Annotated in this window: 27 protein-coding genes; 15 read left to right on the forward strand and 12 right to left on the reverse strand. The window is 56.0% G+C overall.

Annotated elements, in window-relative coordinates:
* Positions 1-109: 109 nt before the first annotated feature.
* The 4 genes from QQX03_RS01990 (at position 110) to QQX03_RS02005 (ending at position 3,865) form a co-directional block, all read left to right on the forward strand.
* The gene (locus QQX03_RS01990) at positions 110-1,036 is read left to right on the forward strand and encodes a UDP-2,3-diacylglucosamine diphosphatase (protein ID WP_285976212.1); all 927 of its coding nucleotides are present in this window, start codon (positions 110-112) and stop codon (positions 1,034-1,036) included.
* Positions 1,033-2,130: a glycosyltransferase family 4 protein gene (locus QQX03_RS01995; protein ID WP_285976213.1), complete on the forward strand. Its 1,098-nt coding sequence runs from the start codon at positions 1,033-1,035 to the stop codon at positions 2,128-2,130. Before QQX03_RS01990 ends, QQX03_RS01995 begins: the two co-directional genes overlap by 4 nt.
* Positions 2,131-2,266: 136 nt before the next feature.
* Positions 2,267-2,980: a DUF1013 domain-containing protein gene (locus QQX03_RS02000; protein WP_285976214.1), complete on the forward strand. Its 714-nt coding sequence runs from the start codon at positions 2,267-2,269 to the stop codon at positions 2,978-2,980.
* 69 nt (positions 2,981-3,049) lie between these two features.
* Positions 3,050-3,865: an AMP-binding protein gene (locus QQX03_RS02005; RefSeq protein WP_285976215.1), complete on the forward strand. Its 816-nt coding sequence runs from the start codon at positions 3,050-3,052 to the stop codon at positions 3,863-3,865.
* 113 nt (positions 3,866-3,978) lie between these two features.
* Here the strand turns inward: QQX03_RS02005 and QQX03_RS02010 are convergent, their stop codons facing one another.
* Both QQX03_RS02010 and QQX03_RS02015 read right to left on the reverse strand, forming a co-directional pair.
* Positions 3,979-4,410, reverse strand: a complete 432-nt coding sequence (locus QQX03_RS02010) for a bactofilin family protein (protein ID WP_285976216.1) — start codon at positions 4,408-4,410, stop codon at positions 3,979-3,981.
* A gap of 4 nt (positions 4,411-4,414) precedes the next feature.
* Positions 4,415-5,539, reverse strand: a complete 1,125-nt coding sequence (locus tag QQX03_RS02015; protein ID WP_285976217.1) for a M23 family metallopeptidase — start codon at positions 5,537-5,539, stop codon at positions 4,415-4,417.
* 274 nt (positions 5,540-5,813) lie between these two features.
* Between QQX03_RS02015 and QQX03_RS02020 the strand changes: the two genes are divergently transcribed.
* From QQX03_RS02020 to QQX03_RS02070, 11 genes are all read left to right on the forward strand, one after another.
* Positions 5,814-7,103, forward strand: a complete 1,290-nt coding sequence (locus QQX03_RS02020; RefSeq protein ID WP_432762839.1) for a glutamate-5-semialdehyde dehydrogenase — start codon at positions 5,814-5,816, stop codon at positions 7,101-7,103.
* A gap of 12 nt (positions 7,104-7,115) precedes the next feature.
* Complete coding sequence (locus tag QQX03_RS02025) at positions 7,116-7,784, forward strand: nicotinate-nucleotide adenylyltransferase (RefSeq protein WP_285976219.1); 669 nt, start codon at positions 7,116-7,118, stop codon at positions 7,782-7,784.
* 150 nt (positions 7,785-7,934) lie between these two features.
* Entirely contained in the window at positions 7,935-8,300 is a 366-nt protein-coding gene (gene rsfS / locus QQX03_RS02030; protein ID WP_285976220.1) for a ribosome silencing factor, read from the forward strand.
* A 61-nt stretch (positions 8,301-8,361) separates the two neighbouring features.
* Positions 8,362-8,784 carry a 23S rRNA (pseudouridine(1915)-N(3))-methyltransferase RlmH gene (locus QQX03_RS02035; RefSeq protein WP_285976221.1) on the forward strand — a complete coding sequence of 141 codons (423 nt, stop codon included), beginning with the start codon at positions 8,362-8,364 and terminating at the stop codon, positions 8,782-8,784.
* Between the two features lie 4 nt (positions 8,785-8,788).
* Entirely contained in the window at positions 8,789-10,048 is a 1,260-nt protein-coding gene (locus QQX03_RS02040; protein WP_285976222.1) for a murein hydrolase activator EnvC family protein, read from the forward strand.
* A 148-nt stretch (positions 10,049-10,196) separates the two neighbouring features.
* Positions 10,197-11,591, forward strand: a complete 1,395-nt coding sequence (locus tag QQX03_RS02045; RefSeq protein ID WP_285976223.1) for a S41 family peptidase — start codon at positions 10,197-10,199, stop codon at positions 11,589-11,591.
* 19 nt (positions 11,592-11,610) lie between these two features.
* Positions 11,611-12,099, forward strand: a complete 489-nt coding sequence (locus QQX03_RS02050; RefSeq protein ID WP_285976224.1) for a disulfide bond formation protein B — start codon at positions 11,611-11,613, stop codon at positions 12,097-12,099.
* Between the two features lie 9 nt (positions 12,100-12,108).
* Positions 12,109-12,630: a demethoxyubiquinone hydroxylase family protein gene (locus QQX03_RS02055; protein ID WP_285976225.1), complete on the forward strand. Its 522-nt coding sequence runs from the start codon at positions 12,109-12,111 to the stop codon at positions 12,628-12,630.
* Between the two features lie 91 nt (positions 12,631-12,721).
* Positions 12,722-13,330, forward strand: a complete 609-nt coding sequence (locus QQX03_RS02060) for a hypothetical protein (RefSeq protein ID WP_285976226.1) — start codon at positions 12,722-12,724, stop codon at positions 13,328-13,330.
* Between the two features lie 273 nt (positions 13,331-13,603).
* On the forward strand, positions 13,604-14,239 hold the full coding sequence (locus tag QQX03_RS02065) for a hypothetical protein (protein ID WP_285976227.1): 636 nt from the start codon (positions 13,604-13,606) through the stop codon (positions 14,237-14,239).
* 12 nt (positions 14,240-14,251) lie between these two features.
* Positions 14,252-15,250, forward strand: coding sequence for a lysozyme inhibitor LprI family protein (locus tag QQX03_RS02070; RefSeq protein ID WP_285976228.1), 999 nt, complete (start codon positions 14,252-14,254; stop codon positions 15,248-15,250).
* 181 nt (positions 15,251-15,431) lie between these two features.
* On the opposite strand, the gene QQX03_RS02075 is transcribed toward QQX03_RS02070, so the two are convergent.
* The 10 genes from QQX03_RS02075 to QQX03_RS02120 form a co-directional block, all read right to left on the reverse strand.
* A complete protein-coding gene (locus QQX03_RS02075; RefSeq protein WP_285976229.1) occupies positions 15,432-16,442 on the reverse strand; it encodes an NAD-dependent epimerase/dehydratase family protein in 1,011 nt (336 codons plus the stop codon).
* 345 nt (positions 16,443-16,787) lie between these two features.
* Positions 16,788-17,375 (reverse strand): hypothetical protein, encoded by a 588-nt coding sequence (locus QQX03_RS02080; protein WP_285976230.1) that lies wholly within the window; start codon positions 17,373-17,375, stop codon positions 16,788-16,790.
* 70 nt (positions 17,376-17,445) lie between these two features.
* A complete protein-coding gene (locus QQX03_RS02085) occupies positions 17,446-17,748 on the reverse strand; it encodes a winged helix DNA-binding protein (protein WP_285976231.1) in 303 nt (100 codons plus the stop codon).
* A gap of 37 nt (positions 17,749-17,785) precedes the next feature.
* The gene (locus QQX03_RS02090) at positions 17,786-18,706 is read right to left on the reverse strand and encodes a hypothetical protein (protein ID WP_285976232.1); all 921 of its coding nucleotides are present in this window, start codon (positions 18,704-18,706) and stop codon (positions 17,786-17,788) included.
* A 284-nt stretch (positions 18,707-18,990) separates the two neighbouring features.
* Positions 18,991-21,237, reverse strand: coding sequence for a GumC family protein (locus QQX03_RS02095; RefSeq protein WP_285976233.1), 2,247 nt, complete (start codon positions 21,235-21,237; stop codon positions 18,991-18,993).
* A 12-nt stretch (positions 21,238-21,249) separates the two neighbouring features.
* Positions 21,250-21,981: a polysaccharide biosynthesis/export family protein gene (locus QQX03_RS02100; protein ID WP_285976234.1), complete on the reverse strand. Its 732-nt coding sequence runs from the start codon at positions 21,979-21,981 to the stop codon at positions 21,250-21,252.
* Complete coding sequence (locus QQX03_RS11485; protein WP_349665857.1) at positions 21,978-23,225, reverse strand: O-antigen ligase family protein; 1,248 nt, start codon at positions 23,223-23,225, stop codon at positions 21,978-21,980. The genes QQX03_RS02100 and QQX03_RS11485 overlap by 4 nt, the downstream gene beginning before the upstream one ends.
* 405 nt (positions 23,226-23,630) lie before the next feature.
* Complete coding sequence (locus QQX03_RS02110) at positions 23,631-23,840, reverse strand: hypothetical protein (protein ID WP_285976235.1); 210 nt, start codon at positions 23,838-23,840, stop codon at positions 23,631-23,633.
* A 261-nt stretch (positions 23,841-24,101) separates the two neighbouring features.
* On the reverse strand, positions 24,102-24,353 hold the full coding sequence (locus tag QQX03_RS02115) for a hypothetical protein (protein WP_285976236.1): 252 nt from the start codon (positions 24,351-24,353) through the stop codon (positions 24,102-24,104).
* 537 nt (positions 24,354-24,890) lie between these two features.
* Positions 24,891-26,090 (reverse strand): sugar transferase, encoded by a 1,200-nt coding sequence (locus QQX03_RS02120; protein WP_285976237.1) that lies wholly within the window; start codon positions 26,088-26,090, stop codon positions 24,891-24,893.
* Between the last annotated feature and the right edge of the window lie 251 nt (positions 26,091-26,341).

The raw sequence follows: 26,341 nt of genomic DNA on the forward strand, positions 1-26,341 counted from the left end.
ATGTCGCAGTTACCCCAAACAGTCATCAAAATGTGAATCGATTGTAACAATATACTGCCATAGCTCCTGAGCGAAACGCCTTGTTTGGGCCAAGATCGAAGGAGTCCCCATGAACGATCTCGCATCCTCAGCATTCCCCTTGCCTTCAGTTGACAGCGACTTGGGCTCCATTGCCAAACTTCCCACGCGCCGACTGCAAACGCCCGAGCCGGAAGGGATCAAGCGGCGCAAGTATCGGGCCATCTGGATCAGCGATGTGCATCTTGGCACCAAAGGCTGCAATGCAGAGCTGCTGATCGACTTCCTCGACCATACTGACAGCGAAACGATGTACCTGGTCGGAGACATCATCGACGGCTGGCGATTGAAGAAAAAGTTCTATTGGCCAGCAGAACACAACGATATCTTCTGGCGCATCCTCAAGCGCGCGCGTCGCGGCACACGGATCGTCTATATTCCAGGCAATCATGACGAGATGTTCCGTCAGTTTACCGGACTGAACTTTGGTGGGGTCGAGATCCGCCGTGCGGCGTTCCACGATACTGCTGATGGCCGCCGCCTGATCGTGTTGCATGGTGACGAGTTCGATGCGGTAATGCTCGCACACCGTTGGCTCGCCTTTGTCGGGGACACGCTTTACCATGTGATGATGGGCCTGAACCATTGGGTCAACAAGGCGCGCCGCGCCTTGGGTTTGCCTTACTGGTCGCTCTCAAAAATGGCCAAGCACAAGGTCAAGAATGCGGTCGAGTTTATTGGCCGCTACGAAGAAGTGGTGGCCAAAGCTGCGGCTGAGCGCGGCGTTGATGGCGTGATTTGCGGCCACATCCACACAGCCGAATTTCGTGAATTCACCCACAGTGGCAAGACTATCGAATACTGGAACGATGGCGACTGGGTCGAGGGCTGCAACGCCTTGGTCGAGCACTTCGACGGACGGATGGAGATTCTCAACTGGCCTCAAGAGATCGCGGCGCGCGACGGCCAGAGCGACCCCCGTGTTCACAGTGAGCAAACAGAGCTGGAGGCAGCATGAACGCATTTGGTGCCTTAACCGGAGACAGCTTTGTCGCCGCCTCCCGCTCACCGCACACGATCACGATTGTCACTGACGCATGGCATCCGCAGACGAACGGTGTTGTTCGTACGCTTTCGACCACTTGTGACATCCTGCGCGGCTGGGGACATGATGTTACGGTAATCTCGCCTGACAATTATACTTCAGTACCATGCCCGACTTACCCTGAAATCCGCTTGGCAATCACCTTGCCGGGCGCAGTCGGACGCCGGTTGGCGTGGCTCAACCCCGACGCAGTGCACATTGCATCCGAAGGTCCACTTGGCCTTGCTGCGCGCAATTATTGTGTCAGGCGCGGTATTCCCTTCACCACCGCGTATCACACGCAGTTCCCCGAATATGTCGCTCGGCGCACGGGCATGGATCCCGATCGAATCTGGCCGTTCATCCGCTGGTTTCACAAGCCGGCGCAACGTGTGATGGTGGCGACCCGCAGTATACGCGCCCAGTTGCGAGAACGCGGGCTACACCAGCTGCATCACTGGAGCCGCGGCGTTGACCTGGAGTGTTTTACACCCGATGCGCCGCCACCGCCCGAGTTTCGCGATCTCGAGGGGCCGATCCTGCTCTACGTCGGGCGGGTAGCCGTGGAAAAGAATATAGAGGCATTCTTGTCTTGCGACTATCCGGGAAGCAAAGTTGTGGTCGGAGACGGCCCCGCGCGGGCTGAATTGGAAGCGAAGTTTCCGAAAGCGACATTCATGGGAAAACGAACGGGGCGCGAATTGGCTGGATGCTATGCCGGTGCTGATGTGTTTGTCTTTCCCAGCAAGACAGACACATTTGGCCTGGTCATGATCGAAGCGCTGGCTTGCGGTACGCCGGTGGCAGCATTCCCCGTTGCCGGACCGGTTGACATTTTGACCGAAGAAGTTGGCGCGATGTGCAATGAACTCGCGCGAGCTATTGATGTTGCCCGATATTCTGACCGCGATGCCTGTGCGCGTCTTGGCGCCAGCTACAGCTGGGAAACCGCCGCGCACCAGTTCGTATCTGGCCTCGTGCCGTTGGAAGAGGAGGGATCGGCTAGCGCCGAAGTTCTGCTTGCCTGAAGGGCCCGCCTAATTGGCTTGCCGAATCCGCCGATTGCCCCTATCTACCCTCATGCAACGGCCGCTCCGAAAGGGGCGGCCCTTCTATTTTTACGCCCGATTTGTTCGGTGCGGGAATTCTTGAGGAACATTTATCATGGCCCAACCGAAACCGTTGATGCCGCATGCGACTGCCACTTGGCTGATTGACCACACCGGCCTGTCTTTTGAGCAAATCTCAGAGTTTTGCGGCCTTCATATCCTCGAAGTTCAGGCGATGGCCGATGATCTTGCGGGCAGCAAATACACTGGTCGCGATCCGGTCCACTCCGGCGAGCTGACCCATGAGGAAATCGCACTCGGCGAGAAAGATCCGACATACGAATTGCAGATGCAGAAAGCACCGGTAGAAGTGACCCGCACCAAGGGCCCGCGCTACACTCCAGTGTCGAAGCGTCAGGACAAGCCGGACGGTATCGCATGGATCCTGCGCAGCCACCCGGAAATGTCCGATGCACAGATTTCAAGGCTGATCGGCACCACGCGTAACACGATCAATGCGATCCGTGACCGTACCCACTGGAACATCCAGAACATTCAGCCGAAAGATCCCGTGACGCTCGGCTTATGTTCGCAGCGCGAGCTCGACGCAGTGGTTGCCAAGGCCGCTAAGCGCGCTGGGATCGAGGCGCCCGAAATCACCGAGGGCGACAATCGCAGCGACAAGGAAAAGCTGATCGAGGAATTGCGTGCTGAACGTGTGGCGTCTGAAAAAGCCGCCAACGAAGCTGCGCAGGAAGCCGAAGCTGAAGCATGGCTTGAAGCCAAACGCGCCGCTGAAGAAGGCGAAAACGCGGATGGCGCTGAATAAGGGCAATCCTGCCTGAAATCGGGGGCGATTTTCCTTGTGCCTTAGGGTGGCTTACATCATTCTATTGACATGAGTGTTAGTAACCCCGCGGCCTATAATCACCCTACGCCGTGGGACACTGTTTTTGAACCGGTAACTCTGCCGGCCATGTTTGTGCGCACGGCAAGGCAGCGCGGGGATGCGCCGTTTCTGCATTTCCTTGGCCGTACCTATTCCTACAAATCTGTTCTCGCCGAAGCGGATGTGTTCGCTTGCCGCCTGCGCGCGCTTGGGATCAAGAAGGGTGACCGTGTAGGGCTGTTTCTCCCCAATGTGCCGATCTATGCGAGCGCCTATTACGGAGCGATGATGGCCGGTACTGAGTTGATGTTCCTCGACAAAGAAGATTACACCAAGCTTGCCCCCGAGGGCGAACCAGGCGAGCTTGCAGTGCATGGGCCGCAAATCATGCGCGGTTACTGGAATCGCGAAGAAGCCTCGGCCGAAGTGTTGATTGAGCGCGAAGGCAAAGTCTGGTTGCGAACCGGCGATGTTGCGGTGATCGACCAGGATGGGTTCCTGCAAATCGTTGACCGCATCAAAGACATGATCGCAGTGGGCGGGTTCAAAGTGTTCCCGAGCCAGGTCGAACATGTAATCGTTCAAAACGAAGCGATCAAAGAAGCGCTCGTGATCGGTGTGCCGAATGATTACCTGGGCGAAATGCCGCGCGCGTTTGTGACGCTGAACAAGGGTGCGATGGCGACGGCAGAGGAGCTCGCCAGCTGGGTCAACGATCGCGTAGGCAAGCATGAGCGGGTCGATCTCGTGGTGATCCGGGACGAACTGCCCAAGACTCTGATCGGTAAGCTGGATCGCAAGGCCCTGCGCGCCGAAGTCCTCTGAGGCCGCCCACCCCCAACACACGCCGAAGTCCTTCAGGACTGCTTGAAATCAAGAATCAAATGAAAAGGGCGCCCGAAATGGACGCCCTCAATCTTTCCCAAACTTGGATGGCCTTAGTTGACCAGGCCGAGCTTTGGTTCGCCATCCTCAGCCTTGGGTTGGTCACCCGTAGGTTGGTGCGCCGGCTTTTGCGAAGCGGCAACCGCATCGTTCGCCTTTGTGCCATGTGCGAAACGGCCATCGACTTGCGCGCCCTGTTCAATGGTCAAGGCCTCATACTGCACATCACCGTGAATCTGCGCGCTACGGAGCACGACCAATTCGCGGGCGCGGATCGAGCCATTGACCTTGCCAGCCAGGCGCGCGGTTTCGGCCACGACTCCGCCGGTGATCTGGCTCGTTTCGCCCTGAACCAGCGAAGAGCATTTGATGTCGCCTTCGATCGAACCATCGACATGCAGGTCTGCCGATGCTTCGACATCACCTTTGATTCTGACGTCTGATCCGATCACGGAAAAGGTCGAACTGGAGCTGCTGCCGGCCATCGAACTACTCGTTGCTGCCGGCCGCGTCGGGTTCGCGGGCTTCTTTGAGAACATCTTGCGCGGTCTCCAGGAAGGGGCGCGGATTGACCGCGCGATCATTGATGCGCACCTCGAAATGCAAGTGCGGGCCGGTGGAACGGCCAGTTTTGCCGAGCTTGGCGATCGGATCGCCAGCCTTGACTTCATCGCCAACACGCGAAGTGAAAGCGGAAAGGTGGGCGTAGCGTGTCATAACGCCGTTACCGTGGCTGACTTCCACAACATTGCCATATCCCGACTTGCGACCGACGAAACTAACCCGTCCATCGGCTGCGGCATAGATTGGTGAGCCCCGCGGACCCTTGAAGTCCAGGCCGCGATGCATCGCGCCGCGACGAGTGAAGGGATCGCGGCGATAGCCAAAGCCAGACGACATACGGGTCTGGCTCATATTGGTTGGGCTGACTTGGGGGATAGCGTCCAAACTGGCCTCGAGCGCAGCCATCCGCGCAAGGCTCAGGCCCAAGCGTTCAAAACGCGGGTCAACTTCACCGCTGGCCGAAGTCGCGAGAATTTCAAGCGGACCACCCAATGCCTCGCGTTCCGCGCGGCGCAACGTTGCCTGTGGATCTAGGCCGAGCTTCTGCATTGCATTTGCGGTGCGTTCTGCACGGCGGTCAGCAAATCGGGTCAAGCGTTCAACAAAAGCGAGCTGGCGCGCTTCGATCTCTGCAAGGCCGCGCGCTTCCGGGATCAGGGCGCCAACTTTCTCGATAGTTTCAGCCGCCTCGCTTGAGGAATCGGATACGGTTTCGCCTTCGCGAATGTCTTCTGGCAGCATCGGCTCAATGGCTTCAAGGAACTCCTGCCGGGCCTTCAGATCTTCAACCACGCCTTCCAGATCACCGCCGTAGGCGGCCATTCGCTCTTCCTGTGTGGCGACATGCGCTTCGCGTGCGAGGAGCGATGCCCGATCCGCAGAGGCGCGATATTGTGTCCACGCCATGCTTGCCATCGAGATACCCCATCCGACCAGCAAGGCGAGCGCGACTGATGCTGCGGCCATCTGCACGCGCGATGATATCTTGATAAAGCGGACTTGACCCTCTGACCGCATGAAGAATTCACGGTCCGGAAACCATCGACGCAAGCGGTTGCCCCACCCGCTAGCGGATTGTTCGTGTTGCAATGCGACCCCTCTTCGTGGTGCTGCTTTAATTACCCTGTGCGATGCCTAAGGTCGCTAGACACAAAGGTCGAATCATTTCTTTACGTGCGGGTCGAGTCGAAATGAAGCTGCGATGAATCGACCCCATAAGGGGATTCCTTAAAATCCCTGCGTCGCAAGTTTACCAAAAAGCCGCAGAATTCTGTCTTTATAGCCCCCTAGGATTCGCTGACTGACAGCGTGGTGTCACGCTGCTATTGCAAGCAGGATGGCTACTAAGATTGACCCTGGAACGGCGGATTTTGCCAGCCTTGTCGAAGGCCTCGCGCTCAAAGGGCGCGCGGCCCAGCGCAAACTTGCGGCGCTTTCGAGTGCGGCAAAGGCTGACGCGCTGATGCAATCAGCCGCCGCCATTCGAGAAGACTCTGCTGCGATCCTCTCCGCCAATGCTCAGGACGTGGCTGATGGCGAGGCGCGAGGACTAACTGGTGCCATGCTGGACCGCCTCACCCTTGATCCAAATCGGTCAGAATCGATGGCCTCCGCCCTCGAGGCCGTGGCCAGCTTACCCGATCCGGTGGGCGATATTATCGACAGTTCAACTCGGCCGAATGGTCTCGAGATCAGCCGGGTTCGTGTTCCGATCGGGCTGATTGGCATCATTTATGAAAGCCGCCCGAATGTGACCGCTGACGCGGCTGCACTCTGCCTGCGATCCGGCAACGCAGCGTTGCTACGCGGAGGCAGCGAAGCGGCGCATTCGAACAGAGCCATTCACGCCGCCTTCGTCCGCGGGCTGACCGCATCGGGTCTGGCTCCGGAAATCGTGCAGCTGATGCCAACCCAGGATCGCGAAGCTGTTGGCGCGATGCTCAGGGCGGCTGGCCTGATTGACATGATTGTGCCCCGCGGGGGCAAAAGCCTTGTCGAGCGGGTACAGAACGATGCGCGGGTACCAGTGCTGGCGCATCTGGACGGCATTTGTCACACTTACGTTCACTCGGCAGCTGATCCGGCGATGGCGCGCGAGATCGTAGTCAATGCCAAGATGCGCCGAACGGGCATTTGCGGGGCGATGGAGACATTGTTGATTGATGTCAGATTCACAGCAGCGGCCGACCTCGTGCGGGCCTTGCTTGATGCGGGCTGCGAAGTCCGGGGTGACTTGCGTGCTCAGTCGCTGAATACTCAAGTTGTCTCGGCGAACGACAGTGACTGGGGCACGGAATATCTTGGCGCGGTTGTCTCGGTCGCAATTGTTGACGGGCTTGACGCTGCAATGGCGCATATCGCGCGTCACTCTTCCAACCACACCGAAGCGATCATCACAGATGACCCGGGCGCGGCCGAACGCTTCCTCGCCGAAGTCGACAGTGCGATCGTAATGCACAATGCATCGACCCAATTCGCTGATGGCGGCGAATTCGGACTTGGCGCGGAGATCGGCATTGCCACCGGGCGTCTTCATGCGCGCGGTCCGGTCGCGCTAGAGGGCCTCACCACCTACAAATGGCAAGTCCGTGGTAGCGGACAGGCAAGGCCATAAGTCCTGCGCAGCATGACCCCCATCCGAACAGGCTTGCTGGGCGGCAGTTTCAATCCCGCACATGGCGGGCATCGCCGGATCACGCGCTATGCGATGGATGCGCTGGGGCTGGATGAAGTTTGGTGGCTGGTCTCGCCTGGCAATCCGCTCAAGCCGAAGAAAGGCATGGCGCCGCTTCCGGCACGGCTCAAATCGGCGGCGGATCAGGCGCGAGGCGTCCCTATTGTACCGACAGCGATCGAGCGGGATCTTGGAACACGATATACCGTCGATACACTCAGGGCGCTGACCCTGCGCTACCCCAAGCGGCAGTTCGTGTGGTTGATGGGATCAGACAATCTTGCGCAGTTTCACCTGTGGCGCAAATGGCGCACCATTGCCCGAACAATGCCGATTGCGGTCATCGCAAGGCCTGGCTATAACGGTGCTGCTTTGGCGAGCCCCGCCATGGCCTGGCTCAGGCGCTATCAGGTTCCGAACGCCAGCTTCTTCAACGGGGGCAATGGGAGCGCACCGGCACTGGTGTTATTGCGTTTTGATCCCGATCCACGTTCAGCCACGGCGATCCGCCGCGCTGATCCGGACTGGGCTTTGCGCTATGCCGGAGCTCCTCCTCGCGATCCACTGACTCATCGCCTGGTGCACGCCGGGCCAGAGGCTTGGGAAGAGGGGGGCTCATGATAGAGCGCATCAGCGTTCCATCTGATCCAGTGCGCATCTTCGCACCTGTTTCCATCAACCAATTGACATTGGGGAGTATCGCAAACGCCTATGAATCAGGCGCAAATATCCACGGCTTCTGCCGAAACCGCCAGCCAGGGATTGCAATCCATGGCTAAGTCCGATCTGTCTTCTGACGCACTGCACAAACTCGTGCTTGGCCAGCTTGATGATGACCAGGCACAGGAATTGGTCTCGATCCCGCTTGAGGGGAAGAGCTCGATAGCTGACCATATGGTGATCGCGTCGGGTCGCTCGACCCGTCAGGTCGCCGCGATGGCGCAAAAACTGGCAGAGAAAATCAAGCAGCAGGGCTTTGGCTCCGCGCGCGTTGAAGGGCTCCCGGCGGCTGACTGGGTGCTGATCGATGCGGGTGATGTGGTCGTGCATCTGTTCCGTCCGGAGGTCCGCAGCTTCTACAATCTGGAGCGCATGTGGGGCTTTGACGAAGCAAAACCGGCCGCAGGCAACGCCTAACGTTTGAACTGCGTGGGCGTGGGAAGTCATCCCGGCGCAGCGCATTCGCGAATTTCTGATCATGCTTCTTCACGTCATTGCACGCGGCAAAATTGCTCGGTCCCCGGAGGCAGAACTTGTGGCCCGATACGAGAAGCGATTGCAATGGCCGGTCAAGCTGACCGAACTGCCCGAAACTGGCGGGCGAATTCCTGAACCTCAAACACCCTGCAAAACCGTGCTGTTGGATGAGCGCGGCAAGAATCTGACGTCAGAAGAATTGGCGTCGATCATGGGTGGCTGGCGCGATGACGGCATGCGCGAAGCGCGCTTTGTCCTGGGCGCTGCCGATGGCCACAACAAGCAGGAGCGCACCGAGGCCGATCTGCTTCTCGCCTTTGGCAAGGCCACATGGCCGCACCTGATGGCGCGGGCAATGCTGATGGAGCAACTCTATCGCGCTACGACAATTCTTGCAGGGCACCCCTATCATCGGGCAGGGTGAGGGCATGCCCGCTGATAGCCCCAACCTTACGAAGCTGCTGCTCGTTGGAGCAGGCGCAATCACCATCGGCTGGGGCGCATTGGCGGCACAAGAATCGCTGAATATCAGCGCGGCCACGGCATCGGTCGAGGGATTCGGCAGTACAGAGGATGCGCGACAGGCGCTTGAACGCGCTCAAGCCACCGCAGAGTTCGCTCAGCAACGGGCCGTGAAATTCAGTCAGGAAGCAAGCCTTGCGACCGCAGAAATTGACCGGCTGGCGAAGGAAAGCGCGGCGCTGGCTGCGCAGATACAGCAAAGTGAAGCGGATATTCTCGCAGCGTCTGCGCAACTTGCGATTCTCGCGGATCAGCGCGCTGTGCTCGATGCGCGGTTGGCCAAGCGGCAACAGCCGCTGGTTAGATTGACCGCAGCGATCCAGAACATGGCACGCAGGCCCATTGTGTTGTCGGCGCTGCAACCAGGGTCACTGCGCGACACAGTCTACGTACGCGCTGTTCTCGAGACAACCTTGCCACAGATCCGCGAGCAAACCGCCAGCCTACACAGTGAAGTGGAACAAGGCCGCGCGCTCGAGAGTGAAGCTGCTCGCTCGCTCGCCGAGCTTCAGGCAAGCGAGACCGATCTGCAGAACCGCCGCAACGAGCTCGCGGCACTAATGCGGCAACAGCAAGAGGCTTCGCGCAGCAACAGCGCGCTGGCGCGCCGAGAAGCGCAACGCGCCTTGGCTTTGGCAGAGCAAGCGCGAGACCTGGATCAACTGGTCGGCGAGCTCGATCGCGCTGGATTGGTCAGAGAAGAACTCGCAACGCTTGCCGGGCCGATCATGCGGCCCGCACGTCCCGAGGCCTCTCGTGTGATGCCCACCACTAACGCGACGCCGCGCGCGCAGGAAACGTCACCACCTGCTCAATTCCAGCTTCCGGTTCACGGACGGACGATCACAGGCTTCGGTGAAGAAGGTGACGCGGGAATACGAAGCAATGGCATTACCATTGCGCCCGCAAGCGGCGCACAAATAGTTGCGCCGGCATTAGGGCGGGTGTCCTTTGCCGGCGTATATCGTGGATTCGGGCGAATCGTGATTATCGAGCACGAAAATGGCTGGACCAGCCTGATAACCGGACTGGCACAAACCAGCGTAAACACCGGTGTGCAGGTGATTGGCGGCGCGCCAATCGGCACTGCGGCACTTAGGCAGCCAGAGATTTCTTTTGAACTGCGCGAGCGCGGAGAGCCGATTAACCCTCTGAGTTTGCTATAAGAAATTCCTGGAGGACCGGCGTTGTACGCCCGCTTTCAGAATAGTTTTGGCCATTGGAACGAACCATTGCGGGACGGATCGATATCATCATCTGGCGTTCAGCTGCGCTGCGCGATAGAACAGAGCGATAATATTGGAGACAATACCGATGAGAATTGCTGATCTGCTGCGCAGCGCCGCTCTGGTTACAGCTGTGGCATTGATCCCGGCTACCACTGCCGGAATGGCGCAGATTGACGGGCGTGCAGGCCCGCAGTTTGCCAAGCTTTTTGCAGCATATCAGCAGGTCAAAGCCAACTATGTCGAAGAAGTTGAGGATGACCAGCTTATCCGCGGCGCAATCAACGGCATGCTCGGTTCGCTTGATCCGCATTCTGCCTATGTCGATGGCAGCGCGCTGCAACGCCTGACAACCATGATCGACGGAAACTATTCGGGGCTTGGCCTTTCGGTCGTACTTGATGAAGGCGCGGTCAAAGTCGTTTCGCCGTTCAAGGGCAGCCCGGCTGACAAGGCGGGCATCAAGGCAGGTGACTTCATCACCCATCTCGATGGCGAGCTGATCTACGGCAATGATCTTGATACATCGGTTGCGCGGATGCGCGGCGCAGAGGGCACGTCGATTGAACTCACTATCTTCCGCCCGGGACGCGACGAGCCGATCGAGGTTTCCGTGACGCGCGGCGTTATCGAGTTGGAGCCTGTGACCTACGAGCTCCAGAGCGGCAATATCGGCGTGATCTCTGTCAATGAATTCAGCACAAATGTGGGCCGTGATGTCTATGCCGCATGGGAAGCTTTGCAAAGCGAGGCCACGGGCAAGATGTCAGGTCTGATCCTTGACTTGCGCTCCAACCCCGGGGGGTCGCTTGATGAAGCCGTGGGATTGTCAGACCTGTTCCTGTCCGAAGGCCGGATCGTGTCCCAACGTGGTCGCGCTCGCGGTGAGAGCGTCCATTACGATGCGGACGAGCTGATCAACTATCGCCACCTGCCGCGCCGCGAAGCGCAGAAGTATATCGGCGAGATCGCTTCCGACATGCCCTTGATCGTACTGATCGATGCAGGTTCTGCATCAGCTTCAGAGATTGTAGCGGGCGCGCTGCAGGATCATCGCCGCGCTTTGGTGATGGGTGAGCGCAGTTTCGGCAAAGGCAGCGTGCAATCGCTTCTGCCCCTGGGTCGTGATTCCGCCATCAAGCTGACAACGGCGCGCTATTATACGCCGGCCGGAAAGTCGGTTCAGGAAGGCGGCATCACGCCTGACATCAAGGTTCCGCAACTGTCCGATCCGGATCTGGAAAAACGCAATAAATATCTCTTGCGCGAGAGCGATTTGCGCGGGCACCTCGTCAATGATCTGGGCGTTGAAGATGCCAAGCTTGAAGTCGATACAATCGATGATCCGCGTTTCCAGCTGACCGCAGCAGAGCTTGAAGAGCAAGGCGTGAAAGACTTCCAGCTGCATTATGCGCTGGAAACCTTGCGTCGCACGACGCGCGCGACGGTGGCTTTGCGCAACACTGTGGCGTTGCGCAATTAATTGAGCTAGCGCGCTCTTCATGAACCATCTGGAAGCGGAAAAGCCGGGCGAGATTTTTGCGCAGCACTTGGCGTTAAGTGTGCCTGCGCTTCTTTTGGGCGGTGCGTATCTGTCGCAATATGGATTCGGGCTTTATCCGTGCGAAATGTGCTGGTGGCAGCGCTATCCGCATTTTGTAGCACTGGGCCTTGCATTTTTTTCATTCCTTGCGCCGCCGCATCGGCTGTGGATCGCATTGGCGGGACTTGCGATTTTCGTTTCTGGCGCGATCGGGGGTTTCCATGCCGGAGTCGAGTATGGCTGGTGGGAAGGGTTGAGTGCTTGCTCGAGCGCAGTCCCGACCGATGTTGATCCGATGGAAGCGATCATGAATGCGCCCATCATCCGGTGTGATGCGGCGCCATGGGATCTGTTCGGCATCTCGCTTGCTGGCTGGAATTTTATCGTGTCGTGCGGAACCGCAGTGCTGGTCTGGTCGCTTATGGCAAAGAGCAACAAGAAGGCCTAAATAGAGCGTATGACCAAGGATGAACTTGATTGCATGATCCGCGTTGACCAGGCCGGCGAGTTCGGCGCGACGCGGATCTATGAAGGGCAGCTGGCGGTAATGGGCGAGCGTGGGCCGCATGCTCAGGAAATCGTCCATATGGCCGAGCAGGAAAAAGTTCATCGCGAGAAGTTTGACGCGCTGATGGCAGAGCGAGGTGTCCGCCCGACTGCCTTGCAGCCGTTTTGGTCGGTGGCGGGCTATGCATTGGGCGCGGGCACGGCACTGCTCGGTCCCGAAGCGGCCATGGCCTGTACAGCTGCGGTCGAAGAAGAGATCGACAAGCATTATTCGGAACAGCTCGATCGGCTGGCGGAAAGCGGCAAAGATCCCGAGCTTGCGGAAATGATCCATCAGTTCCGCGAAGAAGAGCGCGAGCATCGCGACACCGCACTGAAATATGGCGCGGAGAAAGCACCGGCCTATCCATTGCTTTCCGGCGCAATAAGGCTGGGCTGCCGGGCTGCGATAAAGTTGGCTGAGCGTATTTGATCGTGATCAAGGCGCGCGCACGCGCTTCATATGCTATTCAACTGAACCGAGCTGTAACTCTCGGTACGAATACGATGAAGGACTGAGCGATATGAAACGTCTGGCTACTCTATGTACAATCGGCTTTGCGGGCATGGCTTTCGCCACCAGCCCAGCTGCCGCGCAGGATGAGGCGGGCGACCGGGTTAATATGGTCATCGCTTATGACGAGAATGAATGCCCCGAGCCATCCAATGATGAAGAGATAGTCGTCTGCCAGATTTTGGTTGAGGCCGAGCGCTATCGTATCCCCTCCAATCTGCGCACCAGCTCCAGTCCCGAAAATACACCTTGGGCTGAACGTGTCGAACGGTTCAAGATGATCGGCGCCTTTGGCGCCATGTCTTGCAGCCCCGCCGGCGCGGGAGGGTTCACCGGGTGCACGCAGCAAATGATCGATGCAGCCTACGCCGATAAAGAGGCGAGCACGCGGGTGCGATTCAGCCAGCTGATTGAACAGGCGCGCCAGGACCGGCTCTCGAACATCGATGTTGACGCGGCCGCCGAGCAGGATCGCGTCGAGCAAATCGAGCGTGAATATCTTGAGCGGCTTGAGCATGAAAGGCAGCAGGCCCTACCAGGCGAAGAAAACGAGGCGCCTTTGCCAGGGTTAGTTCCTGAGAATTTAGAGGGCGCGCCTGAGGAGCTAAATAACGGCTGACCTCCTCTAAAAAAAGCAAGGTTTCGCTGCCCCATAAAATTCTGGCCGTGCTTCAGCACGAAAAATTATAGCCCGGCCGATAGGGTGAATGGCCTAGGCGGCGGCTGATTATACACGCCATGTTTTTCTGCGAGATGGACAAGGGGGGGGCTCGGGAACCATCCGACGACCTTCTCATTTTTGATATAGACTTTTCTTTGACGGCCTTGGTAGACTCGGATCCCACCGCCAAGACGGCCGAAGCCAAAAGAAATTAAAAGGATGGAGGTAAGGGTGAACAAAGGTAACAAGGGACGCCTTTTCATTAGTTTAATCGGTCTTGGCGGTCTTGCTGCCTGCTCTGGCGGAGAGCCTGCCATCGACGGTCGATACGAGAATCGCGACGATTTGCCTTCAGTTTTGGTTCGCGACCTGGATGTCTACAAACTGGTTGGGGGTGAAGAATATGTTCGTGTCCCCGTGGCAGACTCCTCAATCTGGGGCGAGACAGAAAAGATTTATCAAGGCTCGACTGATAAAATCGCATTCGACATTATCATCTACTACCGGGGTAATAATCTTTTTTATAAGGCTCTGGGCGCTCTGGCCCGCGATGAGGAAGGCGAATTGAAGCCCGCAGATTTCGACGTTCTAAAATCCGCGGTAGACAAGACTTCCAGCATCATCTTTGAGTTTGGTTACTCTGGCGAGCTGGGTGGCGCAGAGCAATTCCTGCCGCTGCGCAATGTTTATGTAGAGCCCTCATCTTACTCTCGAATTCTGCGGGGTAAGGATAACCTGGGCAAGGATTTGGTCATATTCGAATATACTGGTGTCGTCGGCGAGGTCGTTCCAAGCGTCTTTGAGAAAATAGATACCGTCGACGTTAAGTGGAATGACGCAGATCCAGAGTATGGATACAATTATTGAGGCGGAACGCGGATGCCGCAATCCAACACCCGGGCGAGCCCGATCAAACAGCTATTGTTCGCGTGGAGACCTTTAGGCGCTGGTATTCTTCTTGGCGCCTCAATTTTTATCTCCTCGTGTACTGAACAATCGGCCCAGGAACTCGCAACGAAGACATGCGGCTCCGAAGCGGGTCGCGACGCTTTTCGCGGCTTTGTAACGCAAACTGCCCTTGCGCGGGATACCACCCCCGATGGCGTTGCGCGCCTGATCGATATTACCCGCCATGCGTCATCGATTGCAGATGAAGACCTTAGACCTCAGTTTAGTGATGCGCTTTCATCGCTCTCTAACTTATCAGGCCGAGCAAACTTCTCTGACAACAACGTAGAAATAATTATCAAAGAGGTCACGGAGCGGGGCGTATCGGAAAATGGTGAGATCTTGTGCTGGGCTTCAATTGACGTGCGGCCCGGGGTGCCTGGAACAGAGGCCCTTGAAGGTTTGGCGGATGCTTTGTCGCTAGAATATGATCTTTCACTGCCGGCTGTGTCTCAAATTACTTCTCTGCCGATTTTCTATGCTATCTCCGATAGCGAACCAGTGCGGGTTATTGATGCTGATCTTTCTGCCCGGGATGCGGGGCGTATTGGGGGTTTGATTAGATTGGTTGAGGGTGCGCCAATTGTGCTCGCACCCGTTGAGGCTCAGAAGGCGCGGCGCGAGGCCTATGAGAAAGAGGTGCTCGACGCGCGCGGAGCTGTATTGAGTGCAACCTTGGCCGAGGAAAGGTATCGCTTGGCCGTTTCCAAGAATGCCTTGAACGATCTCTGGGCGGAATTGGATGAGGTCGCTCGCGATAAGTTATCGGCCCAACAATCCTTGTGGGTTAGGCAGCGCGATGCCCGGTGTGACTTGAGCTCGAAGGAGGCCGAGACCGATCCAAATCAGCGGGAAATGATCAAGGTGCGTTGCTTGGCTAATGAGAATGAGAGGCGGATTGGCGTCTTGCAGCGATATTCCAATTGGTGATCTATAAATCTGCTCGCGGTTAGGCTCTTTTGCCTCTGAGCTCTATTGTGGCCATATCCGTGCACTCCAAATAATATTTTTGTCCTATGCGCTTATCCTACGATCGCCCAAATAGTGTGCCGCGTGACACTGGCTGGCAGTGGTCTTTACCGGGTGACTACCTAGTCGCACCGACCCGAGCTTAGACTGAATAATACTCGCGATACCAATCGACAAACTTCTGCACGCCTTCTCGCACATCGGTTTGAGGGGCATAGCCGGTTAAGGTGCGAAGAAGCGAATTATCCGCCCAGGTCGCCGGCACGTCACCCTTTTGCATGGGCATGAAATTTTTGATGGCCGTGCGCCCACAAGCCGTCTCGATCGCTTCAATGAAATCGACCAGCCTGACTTTGTTGCCATTGCCGATATTTACCACACGGTGGGGCGCATTAGGGGATAGGCTGTCGCCTTCAATTGCTCGGCTGCGTGCGTCAGGGGCCTCGGGCGGCTGATCGATCAGCAATTCTATGCCGCGAACCAGATCGGTTACGTAAGTGAAGTCACGATACATATCGCCTTTGTTGTAGACCTCTATAGGTGCGCCCTCGAGAACCCCTTTGGTGAATTTGAAGAAAGCCATGTCTGGCCTGCCCCACGGCCCGTAGACTGTAAAGAAGCGAAACATGGTGGTCGGGATGCCATGCAAATGCGCGTAGCTATGTGCCATCGCTTCGTTTGCTTTCTTGGTCGCCGCATAAAGCGTCATCGGGGCATCTGCTTTGTCAGTTTCCGCGAAAGGGATTTTCTCGTTGGCGCCGTAGACAGAGCTGGTTGAGGCCATGAGCAGGTGTTTAACTTCCAGCTCTCGCGCCACCTCCATCACGTTGAATGCGCCGAGCAGATTAGCGTCCACATAGGCTCGCGGGTTCTCTAGACTATATCTGACCCCAGCTTGAGCAGCGAGGTGTACGATGACCTCCGGCTTTTCCTCAAGCGCGATGGCACGTAAACGGCCATAGTCTTCGAGCATATTCTCTTCACGGCGAAAATGCTCGTGCTGCGATAGCAATTGGTGGCGGCGCTTTTTGAGCGCCACGTCGTAATACGACGTCATGCCGTCATATCCAACGACACGGTGGCCCGCCTGCAGCAGGGCCTCGCTCAGATGGAAGCCGATGAACCCAGCGGAGCCGGTGACTAAGATCCTCATAACCGTATAGTATAGGTAATCTGAGCGGGATGAAAGGCCGCCTAATTTCGTGTCATGGCTTGAAGTTGAGCCCGCCCAAAGGGCTTCAGTTTTTTAGCTAGGAATTTGGTCCCACTTGCCTGTTCGCACTGATTTAACGAGCTTCGCACCGCAGTCCTTGCACGGAGCAGCCCAGGACAAACCATCATGCTTGGCCTTATTTCTATTCGGCCTGTGCCGTCCAGCCGGGCAAAACAAAAGCTTTCTAAGCAGCATCCCCGAAGCGTAAAACAACTTTTCAAATATGCAATGAAAATCATTCTACATTTAAAAAGATGAGGCCTGCATTCTTACAATTTGAGTGCGTTACCTTTGGCGCTTGTATGAGGCCCAGGTAAGCCCAATCTTAATGATATAAATCACAACCCAAGCCCCTAAAGTGTCGCCAACAATGGTGGCAAATAGGCTGGGGGCAAGATCTTGATTGGCGCCAGCGATTAAAAGCGCACTTCTTATGGCAAGCGCGTTAAAGAAGGCGGCGGCTAGAGAAAGCATCAAAAGGCGCGATCCGTTCAAATTTGCTAAATCACCGCTTAGCGAAACCGCGCGAGCCATAATAGAGACCCCCACCGGCGCGCCAATAGCTGTGAATGAAGCGAGCAGAAAGTGATCGATCCAGCCTAAAGCGAATGGATTAATCACTATTTGCGCTAAAAAGATGAAGGGCACAGACCAAAAGCCCAATACCAAGAAGGCAGCCAGTCTTACGAACGCAGGTGGGTAAAAGAACCAGGTATTCCCACTAATCGCGAACTCGTAACTATCGATCGTCGTTAGCGAAACGACCATGGCTAGGTGCATCAGAAAAAACACGAAACCGAATGAGACTATTTGCTTGTAGCTCAGGGGGCGATGGTCATTGGGAACCCAAAAAAAGCGCTTAACAAAATGCAAATTAGATCCTCTTCAATCAATAATGATCGGATCAATCTACCTAGACCATAGAGCCCCGGTTAATGAAAAGTCATGGACTACCCAAGGCGCTAAAGACGGCTTCTGCACTCGGAGTAAAGGAAATAAATCGCTTGCGACCGTCGTTTGGGTCACTCGAAATGGAGACTAGCCCTTTTTCCTTAAGGCTCGTTAGGATGCGATACGAAGTGGACCCAGACTTGCCTTCGAGCAAGTCGTAAACATGCGAGACAGTCAAAGTCTCTTCGCTATCCTCCAGCGCTTTTAGTTCAAAAAGCAGACGCTCCTCATCTCCGGTCAAAGTTCCTAAAGGCGGCAGGCGGCGTAGCGCCACAAGCAAATTAACCAAATTCATAAAAGCGCTCGCGAAAACATCTTTGACCCATCGAATGCTAGCTTTCGAAGCTGATCTCGTCAAATTTGGCGTAAACATTCTGCTGCCCATCTGCGCCATTTCCCTCCAGGCTTATAGCTAGAATGCTACAATCTTCCGGTATGTTTAAGGATGACCGGTAAGTCGTCATCCGCGCAGCGGACGGCAGTGTTTGCTCCCACACCCTGCTTGATGCGGTGGTGGTTACACAATCCCCGCGCCAAGCAAGGCGTGCGCCGCTTGCGCCATCAAAATTCACCCGCTGCGTCAATGTATAGGTTTGACCGCCCTTCACTGGAATGTGCCGCCGTACGACTGTCCCGCGCGCCAGTGGACGAATTGTGACCTGTACGCCGCCGTTCATGTCGAGTGAGGCTTGTATGCCATTATCCTCAAACAACTCCCAGGCAAGAAGACCAAGCCGCTTGTCTAAGGTGGTCTTATTTGGCGCGCTTTCAGAAAAGGCGCCTGCGTCAAAGTCAGCCCACACTGCCTCGGCATAATCCATAGCCCCCTCCCAGTCTCCATCCTGAGCAGCACGGTATATGATGCGGGCAATGCTTTTTTCATATTCTTCGGCAGACAGCGCAACTGCGATTGGAGCCGTGAGGTCAATGACATCCTCCAGGGCCGCTTCGCGCGAGGCTAGATTGAGAAAGCCTGGCATCCAGCGCGCCTGGCGATTGACGTAACCCACCATGGCGTCTCGGACATCTTGATATTGTAAAGCATCAACCATTACCGGCTGCAGTACGGGGCCAAGCTCAGGCGTGACCGACATGGCTGCATCATAGTGACGAAGAATGGCTTCGAAATCATTGTCAGCCGCCGCGCGCTCTAGCAGCCAAACTTGAGCCGTTGTGTCGCGCCGCGACACCTTGCTAGCGAGCGACATCGCTGCAAACGCCTTCTGCGCATCACCCGCCGAACTCTCATTCATGCCGATGATCCTCAAGGAGGAGCGGCTTAAAGGGTTGCCGATCAGGCTTTGTATTGCGCGGCTCGTATCCGCTGCGTCAGAGACATACTCTTCAGCTTCCCGGCTTTTATTTTTTACAACTTTTGCAAGAGCGATGGCGTCATCTGGATCGCGCTGAAGAGCTAACTCTGGATCAGACACCCTCAGGTTGGCTGAGAGTGCAAACTGGTAGGATTGCCACGCAGCAAAAAGCGAAATCAGCCCAAGTAGCTGAATTTTTGCTATGCGAGACAGCCCCATCAACACTATCCACGCGCCTCTGCGTGCTCTTCACCGTAGCGCTTGCCATAGCCATAGCCATAGCCATAGCCGTAGCCGTAGCCGTAGCCATAGCCGTAGCCACTCGATCCACTGCCAACCTTGCTGAGGACAACGCCAAAGATATGTGCGTTGACCATTTTAATCCGCTTGACCGAAGCCCTGATGCCACGGACAGCAGCGCCCGCAGACTGGACGACATATACAACGCCCTCGACCGCGCTTGCGATGAGGGGAGCATCCGTCATGCCAAGAACGGGCGGACTATCGATTACGATATGATCAAACTGCGCGAGGCCTTCTGTAACAAATTGCGCTAGCCTGTCGCCGCTTAGTAATTCAGCTGCGCTTGGCGGCACGGGTCCCGCTGCGATGATAGATAGGTTAGGGCTGCTAGTTTCCTGCACCAGCGTCGACCAGTCCCCATCTCCTGCTAGATAATTGCTGAAGCCCTTCTCATTTGTCTTCTCAAAAAAGGCGTGAATGGACGGGGACCTCAAATCTGCATCTACCAGCAAAACCCGCTTGCCGGTGCGCCCCAGGACAGTTGCCAGGGCCATCGCGCTTGATGACTTGCCCTCACCCGGCCTCGTACTTGTCACCGCCAGCGATTTGGGGAAGCCGTGATTGGTTGAGAAAGCCAGGCTCGACCTAATTGAGAAATAGGCATCGTAGTAATTGGACTTGATGTCCTGCAGCTCCACAAAGACGTCATCTTCTTCCACTTTGGGCGTGATGCCAAGTAGCGGCAATTTAAGCAGGGCCTCAACTTGCCCCGGCTCTCGCACGCCTTCGTCAATCTGCTCCAGCGCGAAGGCTGTCGCGCCTGCAAGGCCAAAGCCAAGCAGTAAAGATATAGCGAGATTGATAATGAGGACAGGCGACGATGGCTTGTCAGGTGCAATTGCGGGCTCGACGACCGCGATATTATTAATACCAACCGTCCCCGCAACACCGATTTCCTTATAGCGCTGCAGCAGCGCGTCATAGAGCTCGCGGTTCGTATCCGCCTCACGCTGGAAGTTGGCGTACTGAATATTCGCTCTGTTTTGCGTATCTAGCTCTTGTTTTAGACCCGCGACTTCAGCCTTGAGTTTTTGCTCGCGCTCCAAGGCCTCTCGATACTGCTGCGTACGCGTTGAAGAAATGCGCGCCGTCTCTTCGGCAATCGCGCTATCGATTGCATCGACTTGCTCTTTGAGTTCGATGACTGCCGGAAATTCAGGCGCGAACTGGACGGAGAGACGCGCATATTCTGCCGCAGCCTGCGTGCGCTGCTGCTTGAGATTGGAGAGCGTCGCGCTGCCCACCGCCTCCGCAGTATTTTCGCCTGTAGAGTTAAGGCGAGACTGCGCAGCAATTCTTGCCGTTGTCGCCTCGTTAAGCTCGCGAGCCAACTGCTCAAGGCTCGCGCCTGTCAAAGTGCGATTGGCTATTGCTCTGCCATTAGGGTCGCGGATTTGGTCAAGCGTGACAATGCCTGTCTGAGACCCGTAGACAACCACTTGCTTTTCTGAATCTTCCAGGCGCTCCTTAAGCGTTGCTAGCCGTTCTTCAAGAAAATCGCGCGCGTCAGCTGTTGAGGCAAACTCTCTTTCCATGCTGAGATCAACAAAGGCCGAGGCCCATTTATTGGCTATCCGCGAGGATAGCTCAGGATCGCGGCTTGTGTAATTGATATCAACGAGCTTCGACATTCTAATTGGCGCGATCTCGACATTGTTGCGCAGGACTTGGACGACTAAGCGCCGGCGCTCCTCGTCCATTTGCGCTGTGCTTTTGCCTTCGTCTTCCTGTTCGAGAATGTCGGGATTAATGCCGTGCGCCTCAAGAAAGGCTGCATTGTCATATAAATTTAGCTCTGATGCGACGCGCTCGGCGAGCGGCCTTGCCTCTAGGAGCTCATATTGCGTCGCATAAAACTCCATGTCCTGGCCCGGCAATTCTGCCTCCAGGCCATCGACATTGGTGATCTGTTTTTGCTGCCTGTCTATCTGAAGCTGCGTTGAAGCGGTATAAAGTGGGGCCATCAGCAAGGTGACAGTCACGCCGAGAATGACGCAAGCCGCAACGATACCAGCCATCAGCCAGCGCCACCGCACAACCGTGTGCCAATACTGTATTAGTATCGGCGGAAGCTGGAAGCCCTCGTCTTCGTCATGCCCCTGCAAATTACTCCCGCGCGGGTCGCGGTAGCCGTCGCTTTCAAATTCATTCATTACCTGAGAAGCCATGTCTTTTGCCGCCTAACGGTTGCTGTCGAGGAGCAGAACGGCCGGCGCCAGGAGCGGCGTCGCTGCCAGGAAGTCACGGAAAATCCGCCTGCTGTTTGAATCGCCTACAATAACGATGTCACTCGCGAAAATTTCCGGGTCGCCATACTGGCCCTTCTCAATCGCGCGCACGTCGTAAAGTGCAGCATAGTCCTGGTCGCCCACTGTGCGTAAGACCACGACCTCACCCTTCTTGGAAAATTCTGTCCAGCCTTCCGCGGACGCAATCGCTGTCATAAGCGTCATCCGGCCAACGATTGGATAGACGCCCGCCCTTTTAACTTCCCCGCTGATGGTGACGGTCTGACTGAAAATCTCTTTCAGATTGACGGTTATTTGCGGGTCTTTGATGAACCGTCCGCGGAAGCGGTCAGCCATCATCTCGCCCACTTCGCCTGGCGTTTTGCCTGCCACCTCGAGTGTGCCAATAAGGGGGAAGGTAAGCCGCCCGCTTGCGTCAACCTGTATTTCCTTTTTGGAAAGCTCCTCGCTGCCAAAGACGTCGATATTAAGAACGTCAAATGGCCCCACTCTATAGGCCCTCTCATTGGCAGAAAGATCCGCCACCGTGGGCTCAGGCAAGGCATTGCCTTCAACCACTTCCAGTCCCGGCGCGCCGCCAATATCCGTAGACGTCGACGCGCAGCCGCTAAGGGCAATAGCAAGCGGCGCCAGCGCAAATTTGAGGAAAATAGTCAGCTTCATGAAGCTTCTGGCTTTCTTTTGTGAGTGTTGTCCGTTTCCGGGCTCCAAGCCCATACCGCAGCAATGGCGAATAGGGCTGAAAGGATTGGGGTGCGCAAGGGATAGTCGCTGAGACTGGCAAAGGCCAGCACAAGAATGACGATGATGCCGCACTTGCGCAAATGGCCTGCGACGCCGCGTGCCGCAAGGGCAGACTTGGCGCCAAGCGCGAACATAATGAGCGCAGCCAACGCCAGCACAGCGCCCGGTATGCCTGACGTCAGCGCAATATCTATCCAGTCATTATGCGCCTGATTGAAATAGCCTGGGATAAGAAGTTTGGGCGGCTCGTGTATTTGATAGATTGGCACAAAAGAGCCTATCCCCGAACCCCAGGGCATATATTGAGGGATAAATTCAAGCATACTCTCCCACACCGGCATGCGCAGCTCATTTTCGGTGCCCGCAGCCATCCTGTCTAACGCCTTGTCGCGTGCCAAAAAGACCGATCCTGCCGCCATGCCAGCTGCAATAAGCGCGCCTGCGCCCGCCTGCATTGCGCCGCTAAGCGCAAAACCCTTGCCGCCTGCATCCCTCGAGAAACGCATAAAGATAAGGCAAGAGAACCCTATAAGGCCGACGACAAGGCCCATCCTTGAGCCCGTCACCATAATGAGCGGAACGAGCGCTATCATTCCTGTGGCCGCGACTAGGCGGACAGGCCTTGTATGCTTGGTATAAGCGCTGGCGCAAAGCGCGAGCGCTGCGATCATAGGGAACATTGCCCCTAGCATCGCTGCCTGATGATTGCGATTGGCAAATAGCCCTGCCGTTTCTGAGGACACTCTATAAAAGCGCACATCTGTGCCGGCCGCCTGCAATACCCCAACCATACCGCTGACAAGGCAAAGCAAAATAACGAGCGCGAGAAGTCGCACTCGATCCTTCTCATTAAGCTGCACGGCAAGAAGAAGCGCGGCTAATGGAACGCTCATCGCGTAAAGCGCATTCCATGTCCCCTCAGGAAACATGCTTAAGGGACGCCACTGGCCTTCAAGCCCCGCAACCTGATCTATCTCGGCGATAATCTCGCGGCCAGGAAGCGACTGCCAAACCCCAGGAGGCAGGGGCATAAGGTGAAGCGCTGTAAGTACCAGCGAGGCGAGCGCTAAAAGCAGAAGGGGGCGATAGGCGCGCCAATGCTCTGAGGTAAAGTTTATTAGCGCAAAGCCCGCCGCCAGAATTGCCGCGGGGCGCAAAAGCATAATGTGCGGCGTGTCATAGCGAGACGTTCCGCCCGTAACGAAAATGAGCACTAAGAGTACCGTGAGCACGCCAAGGGGGATGCTCCAATCTCTCAGATTGAGAAGCGAATAGGTGCGCCTGACACTACGAGATCCTGACTTCGACACTTAAAATTTAGTCGCCCGATATATCAGCCCATAAATCATCTGAAAAAACGCATTTTTAAAGGCCATGAAGCCCTTCCTGCGCGCCTCAAATTTTTTGGCAGCCGCGCCGGCGAAGGTCAACCTGCTTTGACACGAATTTCTATCAGAACCCCTCACCCTTTAAGGCGTCGGTTCGAGGACTGTCTTCGAGGCGCGGGTTCAAAGAAAAAGGGCGGCGCCTCGCAAGGCCCGCCCCTCTTTCAATAAAATCCGTAAGGCTTACGGACTTACTGGCTCATCATCATCTGTTACGGCAATGATGATGCCTGCAACAGCGGCTGCTCCCACGAGAATCAGGACTGTGGAGATGCCAGCCAGTTCGTTTTCATCTTCTGCAGGTGCTATCGCCCGAGCAGTAGAGATTTCCGCCATCGCTGGCGTAATAGCGAGCGAAAGAACCGCTGCTGCTGCAAAAAATTTCTTTACCATTTTCAAATTCCTCAAAAAGCGATTCTTCTCATAAATGAAACAGTACAACCCTTTTGCTGCAATGCAAGCACATTCTGGGACGGCACCCCCGTTAATGACTTGCTGGCCGCAAAAAGGTTTACACCGTAAGCGTCCATAGACCTTGGTTATGACGATTTAATTAATAAACCGCTCAATCAGGCTAAAAAGGGGGCAGGCTACAAAAGGGGGGCAGCCTTTAAGCCGGCCAGCCCCCTTGTTTTGCGATCAAGACCAAGAGCCTTAAGAGCTTACGGGGTCGTCATCGTCATCATAATCGTCGTCATCATCGTCATCGTCGCCATCAAGGGCGATAAAGATGGTGGCGGCTAGACCCACAGCGCCTGCAATGGGAAGCAGCAGGTCGCGAAATCCGCTTTCGCCCTCCTCTTGCACAGCTGCCTCGGGTGCAGCTGGCTCATTAGCCACCTGCGCAAGAACCGGGCCCACCGCTAAAGAAAGGACTGCCGCTGTCGCAAAAAGGCGTGATATCATTAGGTAAAATCCAAAAATCTCGAAAAAAGTAATGCGCCGGCTAAGTGCGTAAGCGAAATTAGTCAAGAGCCACCCAAGCTCCCCCTCATATTGGCTGCGGCTTGAGGGCGAGGTTGTTTTTGCGCGAGCCGCTAGGCAAGCGCCCGTGCAATAAATATGCGCATGGGGTCTGGACCTGCGCCTCTTCCACTTCTAACTGCAGCCAGGCAAAAATAATCACCAACGCCCTATTTGAAGATATAGCTAACCGACGCGATGATAAACTTTCTTGTCAAAATTTGGGGCCTGATAGCGCTCTGCCCGAGGGGTATACACAAGCGCAGCGGCTCAAAAATTAGGAAGCATAAAGACACCTACACGTCTGCTTGCCGCTCCTGCGGCAGGCCCATGATCCGTGTCGCTAAACGCCGCTGGAAACTGATCGACGAAGCCTAAATGGCAAGCGCCTTGAGAGCCAGGCGATTGCAGTGACTGCGCCTTGGCAAAAATTTGGCTTTCGTAAAAGTAAGGCGGCGCAGAGCCAGATTTAATGGCGCCTCACTTCGCCCCGATCCCACCTAAAACCACTCTGATTGTCTTAAGCGCGATGAGCAGGTCCAGCCACAGGGACAGGTTTTTAATATAATAGAAGTCAAGCCTGAGCTTGGCGTGCACTTCATCGACATCAGCTACATGCCCCTGATTGACCTGTGCCCAGCCCGTAATTCCTGGGCGCACGATATGCCGATAGGCGTAGAAGGGTATTTGCTCTTCGTACCAATTCGCGAGCTCAGAGGCCTCAGGGCGCGGACCAATCCAGCTCATCTCGCCCTTGAGGATATTCCACGCCTGCGGCAATTCATCGAGGCGGGTCTTTCTTAAAAAACGCCCCACGCGCGTGATCCTGTCATCACCATCGCGCGTCACTGCATCTAATCGGCGAGCATCATCACTGTCTTCTACAGACCTCTCGTGCATGGTTCTGAACTTGACCATCTTAAAATATTCGCCGCGATGACCAAGCCGCTTCTGATAAAATAAAATTGGCCCCCGCCCGTCCAATTTGATTAGCAAGGCGATCAGGCTAAGGGCCGGCAATAAGAATGGCGCGAGCGCAATCACAGACGCGACATCGATGACTCTCTTTGCCAACCGGTAGGGTATGTTGGGTATGAGCGAGCCTAATTCATTTTCACGCAAATGACTGATCCGCACCTCGCCCGTAATTGCCTCTTCAATCAGGCGGTAGTGGTAGACGGGGACACCTCTAAGGGCTGCCTTGGCGAGGAGGCGCGCCCACTCATCGCCTTGCTCGTGGTGCAGGTCTGCCACGATGGACCCGCTGATGAGTTTGCTCTCGATCAGATCGTCGAGTTCCCTGGGCGACCCCAAACTCAAAAAGCCGGCTTGCTTTAGGAGGCGGCCAACATTGCCTCCCGGCACGACAAAGTGCCTCATTTTTGGATTGGCGTGGCGTATTCTTGCTGTCACGAGATAGCTGATGGCCAGTGAGCTTGCCGCGCAAATAAGGAGCAGGCTCCAAGGAATACTTGTCCTCAAGAAGGCATTCGCGCTTATCACTGCGCCAAAGGCGATTGAGTTGACGGGCAGGACATAGGATAAAATCCGCGCGCGAGAATAGCTGCGCAATTTTGCGATCACGAACCAGGCCGCCAGATTGGCAAGTAGGATCTGGGAAAGCCACAGCAGGTTTGCCGAAGTATCAAGTGGTATGCCGCGAATAGCAGACCAGGACACCGCAGGTATCACAACTCCTGCAGAGACGTAAAATGCGACCTGTTCTATGTTGGATAAGGCGGACCCAGTTTGGGCTGTTGCTAAATTGAGCGGGTTTCTCCTCATGAGCCCTTGGCCCTTCCAGACTTGAGCGACAATATCGCGTCAATTAAAATGACGCCTATCGTGGCCGCAATAACATCGACAGCCAAGTCCTGTAGGCTCGCATCGCGCCCAAGCAAGGGCCAGGCCTGCGCGCACTCGATGCCCGC

Source organism: Altererythrobacter rubellus, assembly GCF_030284385.1.
GTDB classification, from domain to species: Bacteria; Pseudomonadota; Alphaproteobacteria; order Sphingomonadales; family Sphingomonadaceae; genus Erythrobacter; species Erythrobacter rubellus.